At 39.6% G+C, this 18,987-nt stretch carries 21 protein-coding genes; 1 reads left to right on the top strand and 20 read right to left on the bottom strand.

The features are described from left to right. Positions 1 to 330 precede the first annotated feature (330 nt). A complete protein-coding gene (locus ACOZB4_RS33480) occupies positions 331 to 1,104 on the top strand; it encodes a membrane protein (protein ID WP_001066070.1) in 774 nt (257 codons plus the stop codon). Positions 1,105 to 1,253: 149 nt separating this feature from the next. Here ACOZB4_RS33480 and ACOZB4_RS33485 read toward each other — a convergent pair whose 3' ends face one another. From ACOZB4_RS33485 to ACOZB4_RS33580, 20 genes are all read right to left on the bottom strand, one after another. Then, a complete protein-coding gene (locus ACOZB4_RS33485; RefSeq protein WP_004841798.1) occupies positions 1,254 to 1,796 on the bottom strand; it encodes a glycoside hydrolase family 108 protein in 543 nt (180 codons plus the stop codon). Positions 1,797 to 1,838: 42 nt separating this feature from the next. Then, positions 1,839 to 2,228 carry a hypothetical protein gene (locus ACOZB4_RS33490; protein ID WP_103270813.1) on the bottom strand — a complete coding sequence of 130 codons (390 nt, stop codon included), beginning with the start codon at positions 2,226 to 2,228 and terminating at the stop codon, positions 1,839 to 1,841. Positions 2,229 to 2,291: 63 nt separating this feature from the next. Then, a complete protein-coding gene (locus ACOZB4_RS33495) occupies positions 2,292 to 4,781 on the bottom strand; it encodes a phage tail protein (RefSeq protein ID WP_005128474.1) in 2,490 nt (829 codons plus the stop codon). Further along, on the bottom strand, positions 4,782 to 5,264 hold the full coding sequence (locus ACOZB4_RS33500; RefSeq protein WP_422759731.1) for a C40 family peptidase: 483 nt from the start codon (positions 5,262 to 5,264) through the stop codon (positions 4,782 to 4,784). A 6-nt stretch (positions 5,265 to 5,270) separates the two neighbouring features. Further along, positions 5,271 to 5,924 carry a metallophosphoesterase gene (locus tag ACOZB4_RS33505; protein ID WP_005128472.1) on the bottom strand — a complete coding sequence of 218 codons (654 nt, stop codon included), beginning with the start codon at positions 5,922 to 5,924 and terminating at the stop codon, positions 5,271 to 5,273. Beyond that, positions 5,921 to 8,983, bottom strand: a complete 3,063-nt coding sequence (locus ACOZB4_RS33510; protein WP_033523005.1) for a CotH kinase family protein — start codon at positions 8,981 to 8,983, stop codon at positions 5,921 to 5,923. Before ACOZB4_RS33510 ends, ACOZB4_RS33505 begins: the two co-directional genes overlap by 4 nt. Before the next feature lie 60 nt (positions 8,984 to 9,043). Continuing rightward, entirely contained in the window at positions 9,044 to 9,901 is an 858-nt protein-coding gene (locus tag ACOZB4_RS33515) for a DUF2163 domain-containing protein (RefSeq protein ID WP_033523007.1), read from the bottom strand. Then, positions 9,898 to 10,683 (bottom strand): DUF2460 domain-containing protein, encoded by a 786-nt coding sequence (locus ACOZB4_RS33520; RefSeq protein WP_033523009.1) that lies wholly within the window; start codon positions 10,681 to 10,683, stop codon positions 9,898 to 9,900. The genes ACOZB4_RS33515 and ACOZB4_RS33520 overlap by 4 nt, the downstream gene beginning before the upstream one ends. A gap of 10 nt (positions 10,684 to 10,693) precedes the next feature. Next, positions 10,694 to 13,714 carry a tail protein gene (locus tag ACOZB4_RS33525; RefSeq protein ID WP_033523011.1) on the bottom strand — a complete coding sequence of 1,007 codons (3,021 nt, stop codon included), beginning with the start codon at positions 13,712 to 13,714 and terminating at the stop codon, positions 10,694 to 10,696. Between the two features lie 102 nt (positions 13,715 to 13,816). Continuing rightward, complete coding sequence (locus ACOZB4_RS33530) at positions 13,817 to 14,005, bottom strand: TM2 domain-containing protein (RefSeq protein ID WP_422759732.1); 189 nt, start codon at positions 14,003 to 14,005, stop codon at positions 13,817 to 13,819. 128 nt (positions 14,006 to 14,133) lie between these two features. Next, the gene (locus tag ACOZB4_RS33535; protein WP_024436586.1) at positions 14,134 to 14,598 is read right to left on the bottom strand and encodes a hypothetical protein; all 465 of its coding nucleotides are present in this window, start codon (positions 14,596 to 14,598) and stop codon (positions 14,134 to 14,136) included. Between the two features lie 82 nt (positions 14,599 to 14,680). Continuing rightward, positions 14,681 to 14,908 carry a hypothetical protein gene (locus ACOZB4_RS33540; RefSeq protein ID WP_032060342.1) on the bottom strand — a complete coding sequence of 76 codons (228 nt, stop codon included), beginning with the start codon at positions 14,906 to 14,908 and terminating at the stop codon, positions 14,681 to 14,683. A 35-nt stretch (positions 14,909 to 14,943) separates the two neighbouring features. Further along, the gene (locus tag ACOZB4_RS33545; RefSeq protein ID WP_033523017.1) at positions 14,944 to 15,258 is read right to left on the bottom strand and encodes a hypothetical protein; all 315 of its coding nucleotides are present in this window, start codon (positions 15,256 to 15,258) and stop codon (positions 14,944 to 14,946) included. A gap of 6 nt (positions 15,259 to 15,264) precedes the next feature. Beyond that, complete coding sequence (locus ACOZB4_RS33550) at positions 15,265 to 16,032, bottom strand: hypothetical protein (RefSeq protein WP_038405724.1); 768 nt, start codon at positions 16,030 to 16,032, stop codon at positions 15,265 to 15,267. Positions 16,033 to 16,094: 62 nt separating this feature from the next. Next, a complete protein-coding gene (locus ACOZB4_RS33555) occupies positions 16,095 to 16,538 on the bottom strand; it encodes a hypothetical protein (protein WP_188200043.1) in 444 nt (147 codons plus the stop codon). Further along, positions 16,531 to 17,013 (bottom strand): hypothetical protein, encoded by a 483-nt coding sequence (locus ACOZB4_RS33560; protein WP_064792716.1) that lies wholly within the window; start codon positions 17,011 to 17,013, stop codon positions 16,531 to 16,533. Before ACOZB4_RS33560 ends, ACOZB4_RS33555 begins: the two co-directional genes overlap by 8 nt. A gap of 7 nt (positions 17,014 to 17,020) precedes the next feature. Next, the gene (locus ACOZB4_RS33565) at positions 17,021 to 17,212 is read right to left on the bottom strand and encodes a hypothetical protein (RefSeq protein WP_004834521.1); all 192 of its coding nucleotides are present in this window, start codon (positions 17,210 to 17,212) and stop codon (positions 17,021 to 17,023) included. A gap of 9 nt (positions 17,213 to 17,221) precedes the next feature. Then, positions 17,222 to 17,605: a DUF4054 domain-containing protein gene (locus tag ACOZB4_RS33570; RefSeq protein ID WP_000383138.1), complete on the bottom strand. Its 384-nt coding sequence runs from the start codon at positions 17,603 to 17,605 to the stop codon at positions 17,222 to 17,224. 9 nt (positions 17,606 to 17,614) lie between these two features. Continuing rightward, complete coding sequence (locus ACOZB4_RS33575; RefSeq protein WP_002126834.1) at positions 17,615 to 17,992, bottom strand: hypothetical protein; 378 nt, start codon at positions 17,990 to 17,992, stop codon at positions 17,615 to 17,617. A 12-nt stretch (positions 17,993 to 18,004) separates the two neighbouring features. Next, the gene (locus ACOZB4_RS33580; RefSeq protein WP_002126831.1) at positions 18,005 to 18,985 is read right to left on the bottom strand and encodes a major capsid family protein; all 981 of its coding nucleotides are present in this window, start codon (positions 18,983 to 18,985) and stop codon (positions 18,005 to 18,007) included. Between the last annotated feature and the right edge of the window lie 2 nt (positions 18,986 to 18,987).

Genomic DNA, 18,987 nt, shown 5'->3' on the forward strand with positions numbered 1-18,987 from the left:
GACTTAATACCATTATAAGGTGTAAGTTGATGGATTTTTTTAAAAAAACCTATATTCAGAAATAAACCTAGCCAGATAGATAAAAGCAAATTAAAATTTAATAGTGTAATATTATTACATATCTCTTTGAATTTTAAAAAATTTACTAGCATTTAAAAACCACTAAATATTAAAAACTCGAAATCTTAGCTAGTAAAACTTAAATAGAAATTAAAAAATGAGCTTAGTAACCAATAAGAATACAAAGCTATATTATTAAAAACAAATCTTTAAGCTCATCTTAATTTTAAAAATTTATTGTTTGATAAATTTATCATTTGAGACTCTTAGATGAATAATTCAAGTCATGAAATGAGTGAGTATATAACTAAAGTCCCCCAAGTTACCCTTCTATTCTGGATTACTAAAATCTTCGCAACTACTTTTGGTGAAACTGGCGGAGATAGTTTTTCAATGTCATTGAAACTTGGGTATTTAACTAGTACTTTTATTTTTGCCATAGTTTTTATTATCTTATTGATCTGTCAAATTAAGGCAAAAAGTTATAAACCATATTTATATTGGTTTACCATTATTGCGAGTACAACTGTTGGTACAACATTAGCAGACTTTGTCACTCGATCTTTAGGTATTGGTTATAGTGGAGGAAGTAGCTTACTCCTCGGCTTAGTCATCTTCTCATTATTGGGTTGGTATAAAGTTGAAGGCAGCGTCTCCCCTCATACCGTTAATAAACCTAAATCAGAAGTCTTTTATTGGTTAACAATTACCTTTAGCCAAACTTTGGGTACAGCTCTTGGTGACTGGTCAGCAGATACGATTGGATTAGGCTATAGTGGCGGGATTGCTCTTTTCTCAGCACTCATTTTATTGATGGTGTTTTTGTATAAATTCACTTCTGTTTCACGAACATTTTTATTCTGGAGCACTTTTATTTTAACTCGTCCTTTGGGTGCTGTAGTTGGAGACTTTCTAGATAAGCCCCTTTCCGCTGGAGGTTTAGACTTAAGCCGTTTTGCAGCATCAGGAGTAATATTAGTTGCTATTTTAATATGTATTTATTTTAGTAAAAATAATCAGTTAGGTAATGTAAAAAATGCATAAATTGTAAAAGCTCTCCTCAGAGGGCTTTCACACAAATTCCTACATTCACATTCGTATTTATCGTATGAGCTGTGCACCCTGATAACATGATACACAGCGCAGTAATAATCGAAGCAAATTTAGTACGCTTGCAATGAAGGACTTTCATGCTAGCCGATCCGGTTAGCAATCCAGCCATAGAAGAACTGTTCTTGCGTGGGATTACGCTCACATATTTCAATGTAGCGTTGTCCTTGCATAATATTAAGTACTCGCACTAATACTTTCTCGCCTTCTTTTCCACGTTTGGCCAGATAGGTTTTAAGAGCACCTAAGGTGTTAGATCCATAAACACCATCAACCTTTAAATCTGCATACCCAGCTTTACCTTGATTGTTAAGCAAGTTCAAAGCACGTTGTAAAAGTGGTTTTGCAAAGTTGATACCGCAGTTCACACCTGTATCTAAGAGCTCTTCAGCTACTGCAGAAGAGATGATATTCACTTGGTCAAATCGCGGAGCTGTCCAATACTGCTTTTTATAAATGGCTTTGGCTACATCAAGCGGCAAATCTTTCATATTACCCTTATAGCCGTTTGAACGCGCGACCGCTTCAGTAATACCGTATTTGGTTGCACCGCCCCGATCTGCCGGGTTATTTACGTACCCACCTTCACGTTTAATTAATTCATCAAGATATTGTTCGATGTTCATTTCACTTTCCTTCAGATGTAAAAAAACCGCCCGAAGGCGGCATTAACTGTTTTCGATGTCTTTTCTGGCTTTCTTAAACTCTTTGATCACTTCAACGATCGTTTTCCCTTCCTGTTTATCTATGAAATTAAAAATCCAACGGACCAAAGCCCAACCGGGTAATCCACATACAAAGAAGAATCCACCAAGTGCAATCATCCCCCATACATCAGTAACCCATTCATGAAGGCCCCACTTCACGATAATGAAGGAGCCACCAGCTAAACTTGATACAACTGTGCAGATCAAGCCTACGCCCCACTCTTGTGGTGAGCGTGGCATTCGTGTCATCAATACAACTGCTGCAACTAAAGCAACCGCTAAAGTCACCATAATTGCTGCACCGTAGAATTTTAAAAGTGCTGTTAAGCCGCTTGTTGAAACTGGTTCCATGCCTTACTCCAGATTTTTGGCAATAAAAAAGCACCCGATTGGGTGCTAACGAATTAATTTAAATTAAGCTTCAGAAGTACTTTGAGTAATCTGATTTGAATAATTCCAGACTGTATCTTTCCATACATCCCGTGCAGCGACACGTATATAATATGGCGTTGTTGATTGTAGCCCTCCTATCGTTTTTGTAATCTCTGAGCCTGACCATGTAGGAGGCATTGTTGTTGGGTCAAAGTTAGGATTATTGCTGAGCCAAATTGCATAATCTTTAAGATCTGGAGCCTCACTAGGAATCCAACTCACTGTTATAGAGTTCGTCGAAGCAGATGTATATATGTTAGATAACACTGGAGGGACAGGATTGCTAATGCTTAATTCAGCGAAGGCACTAAGTTGGTCACCATTTTTACTCGCAACACGGATTGTGTAAGAACGGCCCAAACCATCTTGCTTAGCTTCTTCAATTGAATAACTATAATCTGAATTTGTCGTATCAACTTCACGCAACATTACGCCATTCGACCAGATCTGAACACGATAACCTGTAACGCCACTTGAAGTTTGCCATTGTACTTTGAATGTTGTCCCGACAAATGGAGATTGCAAGGAAAGGCCCTTAATACCCGATGGTTTCCCTCCATTTAACGTGTAACTGTAAGCTGTTACTTCATCAAGAGTTTGCTCTTTACGTTCAAGTCCATTAAAGCTAGTGAATTTCAAGAAGATCTGTTTACCTACAAGGTTTTCATTGAAACTATACTTGAATATTGCTTTATCTAAGCGCACAAATGGCTCACCAGCATTGTGAATTTGTGCATCATCAAAACGTCCACGTAAAACATCACTTAATGTATAGAGACCTAATCCATTTAATGTGGCCACTTGATAGTTAAAGTATTCATCACCTAGCTTACATAGTGTCTGATCTGCATGTGCATCTTCCAGAGTACCGCTAAAAATCTGGCTGGCAGTATTAAGTTCTACTTGCATAGATGTAGCACTAGCATCAATGGCATCCACAAGGAGACCATAACGCGCAGAGCCATAGATGGTGCCAATCATTTCATAAGTGGTATTGTCAAGACTTGCCCACACATTACAGCCACCCCAGTTAATGCCGCCCGACACCGCCGCCCATACTTGAACTTTACCATCTGAAAGATCTAAAGGAGGTTCAAAAATAATAGGTGCATTAACATTACCCGGTTCTTCATTCCCCCCTTGATAGCCATTGGATGCTTGAAGATCATATTCAATTGCTGATCTTGAACCAACTGCCAGCTCTTCTGCAGTCACAGTCAAACGACCCTCTTGGTCTTCCTCAATTCGAGTAATACGTACAGGAAAGCGGTATAAACCCAAAGCGCTATCAGTCAATGTAACTATATCCATTGGTTCTAGTCGACAAAACTTCCACCCCAGATCAAATTCATATTCATTTCGCACATACAACAAGCGTTGCAGTCGTAATTGTGCTGCATGACGGGCGATTTTTGGGTCGCAAAAAAAGTGGTTTTCTACAGGATCTTCTGTACGTAGACCAAACATTTCAATATTTGCTTGATCCTTTGCTTCTACAGTTTCTGTATTGTATTGATTAAAACGGTTGATATATTCAATCTGCACATGATTATAAGCATCTGTGTCACGGCTGCGGCGTACACGTACTGGCTCGTCATCGCCAATAAAGTCATCATCGGTTAAGTGATAAACTGGTGTGAGATCAGGTATAAACGTAACGCCGTTACCCGTAATTGCAGAGTCCCCGAAAGAACGGATCTTTAAGCCATCTGGGCTTGGTACTACAGCACAATTTACTGCCTCAACAATCTCATTGATAGTTTCATAGGCTGGTCGTTGTTCTGTGAAAGCTGGGCTAATTAAAAGATTGGCAGCTCGGCAATAAGTTCTAAATTCATCAAGATCTGCAATTTTAAGATTTGGGGCCGCACCATGACGTGGATGTGTGATGAAATCTTCAATAACATCTGCCGGATTAGCGTCATCTATCGTGTCAGATAATGTAATCGTACTGATCACTTCAAAATTATGGTTTGAAAGACTTGCGCTATTCCCCATCTCATAATTAGCACATGCTACATATCCCAAATAAGGATAGTTAATTGCCTGTTCTGGATGCTTTGATAGTAACCATCCCCACGGTGGATTATTATTTCCATCGAATAATTCAAAATTTAATTGATCAATAGGATCTAAAGTAATAGCACCTTCCTGCTTAGGGACATACTGTTCTTTATCAACCCAAATCAGGCCAATCTTCTTAATTTGGTTTTCACATAAACCAAGCATAAGAGACGCGCTATAACTAAAGGTAGTATTGCTGGTTTTAGTACCACCACCCTTACCTCCAGACTTTTGAACCGTTGTATGAGGTGTTGCTTTAAAATCCCCATACCAAAACATATTAGCCGCTACCCGTGTTTTACCGTACACCAATGGCTGGCAAAGACCATATGCTGACTGTTGGATCCGCATAGAGTTAATTCGGGTATCCGTTGTACTAATTGTAGTACTACCAAATAATCCACCCATTTATTTAAGCCTCTTCATACGAAAAAACCCGGCAATTCGCCGGGCTAAACTTCCTTTTGTTCCATCTTGTATAATCACTCCCTGATGGAGATAACTGTGAATGACCTGCGGCCATTCAATAACAATTGCACCATGACTGATACACTTGCCAAATTGATATAGAACAATATCACCCGGTTGTGGTGGCCCTTCTACTGGATCACATACGCCCAAAATCAATTCTAAATAACGTTGTCCCATCTGGTGCAAATGCCAATCAGGCGGATATGGCCGTGGATCTAAATGGTCCATCAATCCGACTTTTTCATAGACCTCACAAATCAAAGTGCCGCAGTCAACTCCCACACCTTTCACACGACCTTGATGATGGTAAGGAGTACCGAGCCATGTAAGGGCCTCTTGTACTGCTTCTAAATTTTTAGCTTTCTTCGCCATAGAATTTGGTCCATACAAAAAAGCCTTGGAAAATTCCAAGGCTTTCATTAGTTTTTAGACTTCAATAATAGTTAGGTTCCCCGTCCTATAAGCCCCTGTATCTATAAAGTGACAGTTATGCTTAATGACAGGGTAGTCAACAATCGTATGCCCCAGATAAATACGGTCAATATTTTTAACTTTACGGTAAATTCCAGTTTGATCGTTAAATCGATTTCTTGACCACAAGGCAAGATTCATAGCTAAAAGAACATCATCTATATCTTGATTATTAAACGATTTTTTAAACTCAAGCCAATCGTTTTGCTCAACATTTGCATGAACAAATCCAATAAGCTCTCCTTTATGTTCAATTTCAAGATAGAGCGGAAGCTCTTTTAGTTGCTCAATTATCTTTAGTTGATCACTTTTAGATAATTTATAAAACCACTCACCACCGTTACGCTCATCTTTGTGTATATTGCGAATCTTATGATTCAGCATCCCATCAATACACATTTGTTCGTGATTTCCACGAACAGCTTTGAACCAAGGCTTATTGAGTAGTTTTATACACTCAAGGCTCTTTTTACCCCGATCAACCAAGTCACCTACCGAAATCAAAAGATCATTTTTAAAATCGAAACCTATGTCGACAAGATGTCGACATAGGTTATCGTAACTACCGTGCAAGTCGCCCACTACAAAGATACGTTCATACTTCTTCATACGATTAATCTCAAAGCCCCTTCATCAAGATTGACTTGCTCACCTGAATTGTTCACGTGTGTTACAGTAACTACACCTGCACTTTTACATTCAGCAGTCATTTGTGTACCCTTTAAGTCAAACTGAAAATCAACTAAATATTGAGTACCAAGAGTCGCCGTTGAAAGATTTAATGTTGTTGATTGACTTGCACCAGCTGCCAATGTTGGCGGGTTCCAAAGTTTTTGAGCTAAAACTCCTTGATCTAAATATCCATATTTTGCATCAAGATATTTAATCCGTTCTTTTAGCCAAGCCATAATTTGACAAATCCCTCCGAGATCCTTCGATGGAATATCGGGCCAACGCTGTTGCTCTTGCTTAAAGAGATTGAGACTGAATTTTGATTCAATATCACGCTCAATTCGATAAACAGTATTAAGGTTAAAAATTCCTTTATTTCTTAATTCAGCATATCGTTTAATAACATCATTAAGAATAATTGGCTTAACAATAGGAATGATATTGTTAGCGTCCCAATTCCAATTTGAAGCATATTCAACCCCAATACCTGCCCAATGAAGCCCGAAAGTCGTATCAAGGTCATAAGGCATCCAACAATATTGAGTACCATCCCAAGTTGTCAAAATTGAATTCTTATCAAGCAAATCTGCTGCAGCAGTAAACTCAACAAGCAAATACCAATCAACAACATTTGTACGATCATAATATTTGTCGAATTGAGCAGTTCGTTCAGCTATTGGCAAACGGTGAAAATCCCAAAGCGCCTGCATGGAAGCTTTTACAGTAGCGTCACTAATCGGTCCGCCTTCTTCATAACCGTTTAGTTTAGGGTTTCTAAGGCCTAGTTTTTCGTAAGGCGGTGCAGATGCTGTGAAATCAATACCCCCTCCCAGCAACTCAAATTGAACATGCTTTTTATTGCTTTTGTCCAAATTGTAATTGTCTCGTTTTTTGCCAATATTTAATGTACCTATCCCATAGAAAACGCCATTTAAGCGAACCACAGCAGGATAACCATCAACATGACCTACCGCGCCAGTATCAAGTGAATTCACACCCAACTGGTTGAGGTACGCGCGATCTACCTCACGCTTCGGGAAGCCTTTTCTTGATTGGACCATTTCTTCCCATAGTCTATTACAAAGAATGTTTCGGCTATGAGTTGCATCAATCCAGTTTGCTTTCCAAACAAGTTCCTGTTGAGGAATCAAATCACCTAATTTTATTGAACGCTCAGTAGTAAAACTTTCATCCGTAAAAAAACCAAAACTAAAGTTCTTTTTCGGATACACAGCAGAACTACTCCCCTGTACCGCATATTGGGCATAACTTTCATTAACAACCCCGTCGACATTTAGCTTCAATCTACAATTAATCGAACCCTCAGCTTTACTCTCAGGCGGAAAGACTTTGTCTGCAAAAATGTCTATTTGGATTACGCTTGTAGGTTTTGGGAAAGTAAATAGCGTGTTCTGTACAACGTTCGTATTAAGAGGCTTTACCTTTGAACTAAACTGATTAGTACGATTCTTAATAACATATGGGTTAGATAGTTCTTTTAAATTTGGAGCGTCACGATGAATACTTGTAATGGTGATATATCCCTCATGATCACAAGTATAGTTTATCTTTGCGGATTTAATGCCTTGCGAACCAAAATCTGGAATTGAATGAACACATCTGATGAAATTCCCATTATAGTCATACAAGTTAAGTACGCTCATTATTCCGCCAGGTTCATCCGTATCAACTACAGCTTCAAAAGTATCGCCATGTTTTACTGCAATCTTTCCCGTACTTTTATATGCAGACCAATACTCTGGAGAAACATTTTGATTGAATTCAATTCCAGCTGCTGTGTAACCAGTACCTGGTGCGAGAAAAGGGATTTTCTCTTCAATTTTTTCTGCAGCCAACCTAGATAAATTATCATTCCGCACAAAAACATTCTCTTGGGGTCTGCTCCATGATAAATTTTGATCAGTGCCCGCAGGGATTAAGTCTGCTTTCAACTTCAGTCCGCTTATGTATGCACGGTTTGCTGGATTAATTGAACAAAAGACAATAAAACAGCGCTTTGTCGCGGTATAAGAGTATTCAAATGGATATGAGTCACCCGGCCGTTCAGTATTTTTGAAAGATTCTAGAAAGTTCAAATCTTTGTCAAAAATTACCATGGCGGGAATATTGCTGTCTGGATTAAGAACTGTTGCCTTAATCTGATCCCCTACTTCCAACGGTATTAAACCTGTATTTCTGTAGGCATTTGTATAAATATCACCGCCCCCATTTAAGTCATGGGTTCCGTTTTCATAGTAACGACCAAGCTCATTAAACTCAAAAGTTATTGTTTTCCCTTCACTCACCATTTTGGCATTTGCATATCGTAAGTTAGCAATCATCCGAACGATATATCTATCGAAGTATGAACTACGATCTAAAACTGTAAGCTGGTAATGATTGCCTGTCACAGTTGCAAAACGTGTAGGATAAAGTGATCCTGCATAGTGAATTGTTGTTGCTACACAATAACAATTAAATGGAGCTGTATAGCGGTATTGAACTTCTTCGACCTCTTCAGGGCCTATGTTTGGTATAGATAAATCTGCAACTAATTTAAGATCCATGTCAAAAACTAGTAATGATGCGACATCGGAAAAATTATTGCGGTTCTGTTGTAAGATCGATGCACTGATTGTAGCGCCTTGATCAAGATAAATAAGCCCTGTATTTACATAGTTAACGGTATGAATGTCAAAGTTTTTGCTTCTATCAGATTCACCCGTTTTAAAGTAGCGTCCAACAACATTAAATGGATAAGTATTTTGTCGATCAAAATAAACGCTTGTAAGGGCTTTTAAAGCATTAATTTCATTTAATAGATCTTTTGAAACGGAATTATATTTTTTATCAAAATTACTTTTTTGCTCCAAAGTCTCAATGTACTCAATCAAGCGTTTTAAAGCATCTTTAAAGCCAGCTTCAGTAACACTAGGGTCTATGAATTCAGCAACGGTAGGGATTGTTGGAAATACAACATTAGATAAATCATTCATACTCTTTTTCCATAAAAAAAGCCCTGCAAATGCAGAGCTATGGATTAAATTTTTTAAAACTTAGACTGAAGTTTCAGGAATAGGAACATAAGGTGCGCCTCTAAATCGAGCGCGATTATTAAAGCGATTGTCACAAGTATCTAGTCGTTTATCACAACCCGGATATACACGAATCACCTCACCAATTGCAGGCATTTCTAAAAGCGGCAACGTAAGAAGTAATGCTCCCGTTTCATGCAATCGCACCGTGCGCTTAATACCAACATTAATACCCTCAAGAAACTCTACAACACCCTGAGTGAACCAGCCTTGAGGATGACTTAGATCACAGTGAATTCTATTTAAAGTACTGTTAGCACCAATGGTTGTATCAACTGCAAATTCTGAACTTAATAAGCCACAAGCCTGATCAAAAAGTGTATTTAAGCAACCCGGTTGATACAAATTACGTGGCATTTGTACTTTTAAATCATCTATTTCCGAAACCACACTCGCTTTAATCTCATATCGATCAAACTCAGGTTCAATAATACGCCCTTCAAATAAAACCATCGTTCCAGCACTAGTATCTGTAGGGGTATTGATATCCATGAAAATACGCTCTAGCTTAAAGCGAGAACCATCTAAAATACCGTTATGGAATGCTTGAGCGACAGGCACCTCACCAAACATTGTACTTTCAGTAGTTTCAATCGTAATTGATAAATTATCGACTTCAATTCCAAGTGAGAGACTAATACCTTCCCGACTTATAATTGGCCCATTTGACTGAAACACCTTGTCTTCTACAACCAAATCAACATCGTAATTTGTGTAATGATATTCAATACCTTGTATTGTTGTAATGGTATATAGATCAGCCATAATAAACTGATCTGCATCCAACAATCTTATAAGCTTATCTGATGCTTTTCTCATACCTTATTTCCCAATGAACCAATTAAGTCAATTTTGTTAGATTTCCAAAGCTTATGCATAAAATTTACATATTCTTGCGTGTCTTCTTTAAAACGACATCGGTAATAGTAAGTACCTGAAACAGTTATTTCCTGATCTAAAGCAAGAGGTTCTGACAGGATCAGATATCCATCCTTAGTTATCTCAAATACGCCTTGTTTCCACATTAAAGCATCATCACTGACCCACATAGATTTAATCGTGTTTCGGTTCCACATGCTTTGATTAAAAGCCAAGATCTTTGGTTCGGTATGACTTAGGACTATCTTTTCGATCTGGGCTTCTGTTTCCCACCAACCTATGTAATCATCACCCCACATGAGTTTCTGCTCGTCTGTCCACATTAACTTTGAGTACTGATTCCACATTTGAGGATTCACATAATGTGGAAACGTAGGGTTTTGCTTGTGAGTTTGGAGAGTTTTATAAATTTGAAACTTCTGTGTAATGCCATCACCAACAAATGTGCAATTAAATTCATTATCTTCAGGCATCTTATAGAGAAAAGAATCAAATGACCCTCTTCTCTCTAGAAAAAAACTCTCAATAACTTGTAATTCAGCTTTACCACTTCTTTCTCGCAAAAAACCGAAAGACAGTGAAATTTCATACTTTGGAAAGGATTGAAAGCTTGCTCTTAATTCACGACCATTTATTGATGTCATGATTTTGGTGTTAAACATCGGAGCTTTTGATAAGTCCCATTCAAGACCAGGTAATTCTGGAAACAATGCATTAGACATTTAATCCTCCTTATTTCCCAAAATTACGGTTATAGCCTTTAAGTCCACCAGCCAAATCACGGCCATGCTTCTTCATAAAGTCTCTAACTCCTTTGGCATCAATGGCACTAATATTGAAAACAGTGGTACCACCACCCCCACCTTCAGCAACCGCTGCAGCCCCAAAACTTGCCCCATTGCGTAATGCGTTACCCATTTCACGAATGGTATTTGCATGTTGAGACGGTAAAACCATCTCATCTTCATGAAGCTGTGTAATTGGGTTAACACCGGATGGAATGTCGTAACCGCCTCGAGCAGATTTAATCTTTCCAGCTAGACCAGCCACTAAACCAAATGCAGCAGCACCGGCACCAACGGCGAGAATTGGACCGACATAGGGAATTGCAACCATAGCTTTAAATGCACCAGCCATTGCTTCCCATGCAGACATCATGATGCCTTTGATAGCTTCGGCAGCCTTTAAGCCTAAACGTGCTAAACCACCTGCTGCAGTAACGCTGGTACGTGTTGCTTCACCTGCAATGGTTGCCCCTGTTTGAGCAGCTTGGCCAGAAGCTTCTGCCGCCGTTTCAGCACCAACGAAGCCAAGCTTACGGGCCAACTTAATCGCTTGGATTCTTAACCAGCCTTGTAGCTCCTTTGTTGCTGTTTGCAAGGCAAATTGCCCCATGTCAGCTAGTACTGCTTTAGTTGCATTACTCCAAGTCAGTGTGCCATTCATAAGTGACTGAATGCCCTGATCCCATAGGTTAGAAAGACGAGAAGTAAACCCACCGAACTTAGCCTCAAAGTCTTTCATTTCCGCATCACTGATTAAGCCCATAGACTTAGTGTCAGCAACTTTCTGATCTGTCTCTAAATCAGAAATGTTGTTTGTGATTTGGTTTTGATTGCCCTGCTTACCCGTAATACCGGTTTGCTCGTTCTCAAGTGCTAAACGCTCTAAAAGACCTTGCCGTTTAATTTCACGTAACTGATCTTCTAGTTGTTTTTCCAACTGGACTTTACGGACATTTGAAATTTTCTTGGCGTCAAACTCTGCCTGAATTCGCGCCGCTTCAATTTCATAAAGGCGTTGTGCTTGCTGTTGATAATTGTCTATCTGTTCTTCACGAGCTTTTTTGTATTCCTCAAACTCTTTTAAACGAATAGCAATAATCTTGTCGGATGCATCCTTCTCGGCTTTGACTTTGGCAGCTGATTTTTCATCGGCAGTCAATTTAGATTTTTCAATCTCATCTAATGCCTTTTTGAGATCCATCGCTATTTTTTGCTCTTCAGTAGCATATTTATAGCGAATATCTGCTAATGCCTTAGCAGCTTGTTCAGCTTGGCGCACAGCATCATTTTTGCCTTGTTTGGCTTTCTTTGACTTGCCGCCTTTATCATCCTTAACGCCTGTACCAATCCCCTTATTAGGATTTGGAGGTGGAGTGCCAATTCCTATTTTTGGCGTATCTGGTTTTTCAATGGGTTTTGTAGGATCCTTATACACATAGTTGGTAATTTTTTTACCACCTGCGGTAGTAACATCGAGAATCCGTTGCCCAGCAGTTACGAGTGAATTAGTGGCTGTAGCTGCCCCTGCATTCCATGTGTTTTTCAGGTCATTCATTCGGCCTTTCATTTGATTGGTATATCGATCAGTGATACCGCCAAGTTGAGATAAGCCACCCTCCCATGCTGCTTTCGCACCCGAGAAATTGAAGTGAAGAATATTGTTAACAACACTACCAAATGTTTGAAACTTAACTTGTAGAACATCCAGACCGTATTGGATAGTGCTACGAACCATATCAAAGCCAGCCATAAGGCCATTAAATGCAATGATAAGAGCTTGGCATACTGTAACTACAACGGCGCGAATAATTGCAAAGGCGGACTGAACACCAACCTGAAAGCCTGTTACTACTATTCCTAAACCACGAATCACAACCGATACAGCATCCATAAAACCAATTTGTGCTACTGATCCATCACCGATATTGCTCGTCAAATCCTGCCAAATCCCACCAATGGTATTAAAAATATCCTCAACAATACTAAAGAAGCTGCCAAAAATACTGATAATAGATTTTATGGAATCATCAATTCCTTCTTTAGATTCAACTGCAAAATTTAAAAATCTATTTGCCAAGTCTGTCAATGCTGGTGCTGCTTGAGCAGCCATTCGAGACATAACACCTTGCACAGTTGAATGAATCGTCTCTAATGCTGTATTGAATTCTTTCGTTGATTGCATTGTTTCTGAGCTCATGATCACCCCTAAATCATGAGCTTGTTTTGCGTATTCCTTTAATTTTTCGGCATTATTATCTAAAAGTGGTGCCAATAATGTCGCATCATCAGCCAATGAATCCATATAAAAAGTCATTTCGGCTTGAGAGACATTGGCCTTTTGAAGGGTTTGATGATACTTCTCAAGAATTTGAGGTCCAGATAAACCTTGAAATTCTTTAGCAGTTACTCCAACTTTAGGGGCAATCTTTTCAAAGAAGTCGGCCATTTCTCCGCCGCCTGTTTGCATGAAGTCACCAAACTTATCGTTGACATCCTTCATGATGTCACTCAGCTTATCTTGCTCGACACCAACCTTCTTTGCAGCAAATGCCCACTCTTGAAACTCTGTTGCATTGGCATTTGCTAAACGGGATTGTATTTCTATTTCTTTTGATGCTTTCCCAACTGCTGAAACTAAGTCAGGTATTGCACCTATAGCCTCAGCTGCTGTTCTAGCCAATTCCTCACCAATACCTAAGAGAAAGCCTCCTTTAATTAGTGAGAAACCACCCGTTAATGAATCTTTAATATCATTGCCTACACTCTTAAACTTATCTGAGATGTTGTTTGCAAAATTATTAAATTCTGAACGTATACCTGACAAGTCGATTTTAAGATCAATGCCTTGACTGGAATTTTCAATTTTCCTTGAAGAATCTGAAACTATTTTTTCTGCATCTTTCATCCCCTCTTTTAGTTCAGAGGTCTTGGCACCGACATGGACTTCAACACGGTTATTGTTTGCCATAACTTCCTCACTGGCATTAAAAAAGCCCCTTGAAAGGGGCTGAGCTAAAATAAAAAAACCTTGCAATAGCAAGGCTTTTTAAGGTTATTTATGGCAAGTTAATCAGCCATATTTTTTGGCAAAATCTTCATCAGAGGTGCATAGATAAATTATGCCCTCAAAAAATGCAATTATTGCAGGCAATAACGTCCAGCAAAAAATCAAATAAAGTATCCCCATACCGACTTTGCCCAAGTAAAACTTATGAACTCCTATACCCCCAAGAAATAGAGCAAAAATCCCAGCAGCAATTTTGCTTTTCTTTCCATTTACTTTTGCGTCTTGTTGTCTTACACCACATTTTGGGCAAATTTCAGCACGTGCATCAATTTGCTGACCGCATGCATAACAAAATTTAGTTGGAACCATTTAAATACTGCCTATTTAATTTCAGCTTTAATTTTTTGAATCATTTTCTGTTCCAAAACACCACGTGAAACACAAGTTAAAGTGATATTTTGAGTTACATCACCAACTTTATAATCACCTTGCAATGTTGTGCGAACATCTAAAGAATTATCTGCAATTAAAATATTATAAGCAACCTTAGTACTGGTTCGATTATCTTTTAAATAATCAATGCCCAATGTTGTTCCGCAATCAGCTAAATCTGGTGTAAGGCGATAATCACGAGCTGCAGTAGAGATTACTCCAGCATCAGCATTAGCGCTCATAATCTGTTCACCATTAATTGCTAACGCACGTTGAGCTGCTTTAAAAATTTGATCCTTCGTAGCGCTCACTTGCTCGCTTGCACTTTGATTTAATGTGACAGGCGCTTTATATGTCGTTGCACAACCTACTAAACTAGATCCCACCACCAAAGCAAATAATATCTTTTTCATAATTTCACCGATTGTTATAAAGTGAACCTAATTTAACAAACCGATTACTTTTTGTCACATTGAAAAATTAATCAGGGCAGCCTTAACCACCCTGCGGAAAATTCGACAAAACTTCCAACATATCATCCTCGTCATCCTCTGAAACTGTGATAGCTTGCGGAGTTTCATCAATTCCCATAAATGCTTCCAAAATACGGCAAAGGCGCTGTATTCCAATATGTGCGGGAGGGTTACTTTGCTGATACGCACTTAATGCTCTTAATCTAGGCAGGTCCATTTCATTACGCACATAGTCGTAATCTTTACCCATTGTCAGGACTAAATGCGTGTACAGCTCCTCCCAGTTTATTCCCCCGAGCTTTCACCTACGGGTTTACCTGTATATTCCAAGCCGGACGTTTTAGTTACTAGGGCTAATACTTCTTCCATGTTACCCATATCTAAGAGCTCATCAGAAACATATTCACGGGTAATATCCGGGTAATTCCGTTTTAAACAAATATGAGCCATATCCACAATTACAGATGCTGGAACATTGTTTGAGCTTAATTGTTCTTGGAAACGCTCAATCGTACCCAATGGTGCCGGAGCAAAAATCCAAGTCTGACCAGCAATTTCTTTACTATTACCACGTGGGTTATCAACTTGCTTAAATTGCATCTGGCATTACTCCGATAAATCGATTTTGAAAACACGGTTAAGATCGTCAGCCATAGGCTGGAATTCAAACTCAGGAATATCGTAATCGTCCTGTTTTGAACTAAACCCAAGTTTGTTACTGGTACAACGGAAGAAATTCATGTGCATGAACTTGCCTTTGTAGTCACGTTGCAAGTCAACGGCAAACTCTGGCGTATAACCCATATCTAGGTTTGATACAGTGATTGACTTTGCACCCGCTACCATTGCTGAATAACGGAAGTTAATAAATACCGTTTTACCCACATCTGCAGCAGCAAATGTATAAGCACCGGTTGCCGCATCTACACTGTATTGCCCTGTTGCTGGCGCTGAAGCTACACGTTTAAGTGGGATTGCTTTAGCATCTGTTACGCCTAGATCCTTTACATATGTACCGCTGTTAGGAACAACCGGTGTAACAGTACCACCAGCCGGAATTACTTCACCATTAATGGTTTGGGAAACTGTTTCGATTCCACCTTCAGCAACAACGCCACCGAAAAAAATGGAATTTAACAAAGTACCGTTAATACGCCCGAAAGAAGCTTTACATTTAATGGTACCTTTACCACGCGCAGCATCTACAGCGAACTGTCCACGACCGAAAAGCTCTTTTAAGTCATAGCTAATATCCACACCAACGGATTGCATCACCCCCACTTCAACTGGTGTGGGATTACTAATCGGTTGCCCATATACATCTTGAATCGGTGTAGCAAAGATCTTGCCGGCACCAAATAAATATTGAGCCATTTATTTTGTCCTCTCTAAAATGACAAAACCGCCATCGAGGCGGTCATAAAATGAATGTTTTATTAATTGGTTGTGAGGATCCGGATAGGGATAATGGCAATCGCCTGATCATCCAGCATGTTTTCTACTGCTTCATATACTTCTACAGTGCCCTCGATCCAGCAGTGCTCTACCAAACCACCTAAGGTTTGATACTCACTAAGATCAGGATGGTCTGGCTTAATAGCTTCACGTACACGATCGATGAAAATATTCATCTGTGATGATGGGGGCTTAGCTCTATCAGCCTCATGGATGTAGATATAAACTTCAGCAGCAAGTTCAACTTTTGAATCCATACCATGTACCGGTACTTCTTGCTGATTGCCTTGAGTGATAAATATGGCAGGCCGTTCATCAGGCAATACATTATTAAAGTGACGTAAACGGCGACTTACTGTTTTGAGCCCTTCTACCCTTGTACTTAACCGATCAAACAGCGCTTGATAAATTGCTTCACTATCCACCTGCTATACCTCGCTGAATTGCTGCATCAATATTTTTCGGCACAATCTTGGCCACGATATCCAGTGAATCACGCATGAACCGCAATTCTCTAAACCGAACATTCCTAGAATGGGCCTTAACATTGACCTGAACAGGTGAAATAGGTCGGCCAAACGCCTGTTTAATTGTCCTCAGGTGTGCTTTAACACCCAAAGCACCATTTAGACCAAACTCATGTGCAGGTGCATAAGGCACCAAAGCACCGCCAGCTCCCACGGTTCCCTCAATGGAATCCTTATCCTCATCCACCTTTGATGAAACGGATCCACGCAAGCGGCCTGACTGAACTTTAAGTCGTTGGCCACTTAACATGTCTTCCTGAACAATCCGCTGTAAGCGCAAAGTAAGAGCGTTAATCGTGCGTCTTATTTCAAACCTAACGCGATTATTCATCTCATCAAAATTGACCTGAGCATCAACACGATAATCGCTCATAGCTTAATTACTCTTTAGCAGAGGCTGTCGATTTCTTTGGCTCAACAACTTCAACGTAACGCTCAAAACCTAAGGGTTTTAAAATATGGATAATGTCATCCTCAGATTCTAAAACGCCGTTATTGATATCTAGGTTTTGCCCAGCAATAACAATTTTGCTTGGCTTGTAACCTTCTGGTGCCTGATATTTAAAAGGCATGGGATTCTCCTATACGACAAAAGCACCAACACCTAAACGGTTAGGGTTTGTGCCTTCATCATCAATTGGAATTGAATTTTTTAACGCAAGGTAACGCTGGCCATACATGCTGAGATCATAGAAAGCTTCTTTCGATGATCGTGAATAACTCACACTTTGGCCCGCAATTGTCATGCTTGAGGCGGTACCAAAAGCAGCACCATTGCCACTTACAGTACCAACTTTAAGAATATGTGCTGCATATAGACCTACAGCACGTTCCTTTAATGCCCCGAACTCAATTTGAGAAACAATCAGATCCGCTTCTTCTAAAGCATCCTGAATTTTTGCATCTGGCAAAGACATTAAACTCGAATCAGTCGAGAACTTTTCACGAAACGTTTGTACGTCCATAGACTCACCTTATTCTTTAGCCTGAGCTAACTTAGCTTGTAACTGCTCAAGTGTTTCATCATCACTAAACGTTACTTCAAGCGCTGTTAATTCAGCCTTCACGGCGGCCAAAGCATCTTCATCAGTTGGCTTTTGCTGCTCACCTGCTGCATCGTTTTGTTTACCACCTTTACCACCACGGCCACCAGTTTTACCTGTTGCTTTTGGCTCATCATCTGGGATTTCCTGAACTTCGAGCTCACCTTTTTCAACGAGTGATTTAAAGGCTTTACCTTTTGAAATACTTGTGAGATCCGAAGCACTAACTTGTACGGTTTGGCCTTGACCGACCTGAATTCCATCAAAAGAAAAAGCGGCCTGAGAGCCGCTGTAAGTAATTTTTGGCATGTTTAGTAATCCTTATTCAACATCGTAGTAGCGGAGAGAATCGACACGTTTTAAATAGACACCTTCATACATATAGTGTCCCGGTGTACGCATCACATAATTGATAGGTTGAGCTGCCAAGAATTCCAGTTCATTACAACGGAAAGTAATACAGCTCGGATCACGGCGATAAATAATACTGCGGTCAGTACCACCTTCACCTTTACCTTCAAGCATACTTTCAGAAGTGAATGTCAGTGTTTTACCTTGCATTGCAAAGGTGTTCTTTTCCTTAATGTATTCAAGGAAAGTTTTACCCGCTGAATCTGGAACAATACGGCTCGCTAGAATAGTGAACTTATTCTCAGGCATCACGAAAGTATCAGGTTGAATACTGCCATCGAACTTAGAGGCATTAGAAGCACCTTTAATTGCCTTATTGATATCGGCAAGAATGACCTCTACTGTGGCAGTCGTATAATCTACCGTAGAAGTAATCACCTCAACACCTGTTTGATTATAGAAGCCTAGCAAACCAGTTTCAGGCTCGCCAAACCAAGCGACATCACTCATGTGATTTTCATAGGCCAATCGAGCTGCTGCAACTTTGTCAGTCGTTAACTGGATACCTGCTTTTAAGGCAGCTGCAGCATCAAAAATACTGATTTCATAACCAATAACACCAGGCTGTACAGTGAGTTTTACTTCATCGTAAACAACCTCTGCTAATGGCACATCATTACCTTGACCTGAGAAGCGCTTACCACGTCCTACACCTCTCTTACGTTGCAAGACACTAGCCGAACCTATAACTGCACCTTCCAATCCTTCAATTGGTAAGTACTTTGCATAAGCTTGGGCTTCAGCAAGTTGCGGTGTCATTTCATCGATTGATTCAAGCTTTAATAATAACTTGGCAAAGTTATCTAAATTAAATGCATCCCCTACAGCGATTTGCACCCCATGTGCAACTGCTGATAGGCGGATTTTCATTTGTTCTAATTGTTTTGACATTG

The sequence above is a fragment of the Paenibacillus sp. NPDC058898 genome, from assembly GCF_049316025.1.
Classification (GTDB): domain Bacteria; phylum Bacillota; class Bacilli; order Paenibacillales; family Paenibacillaceae; genus Paenibacillus_AQ.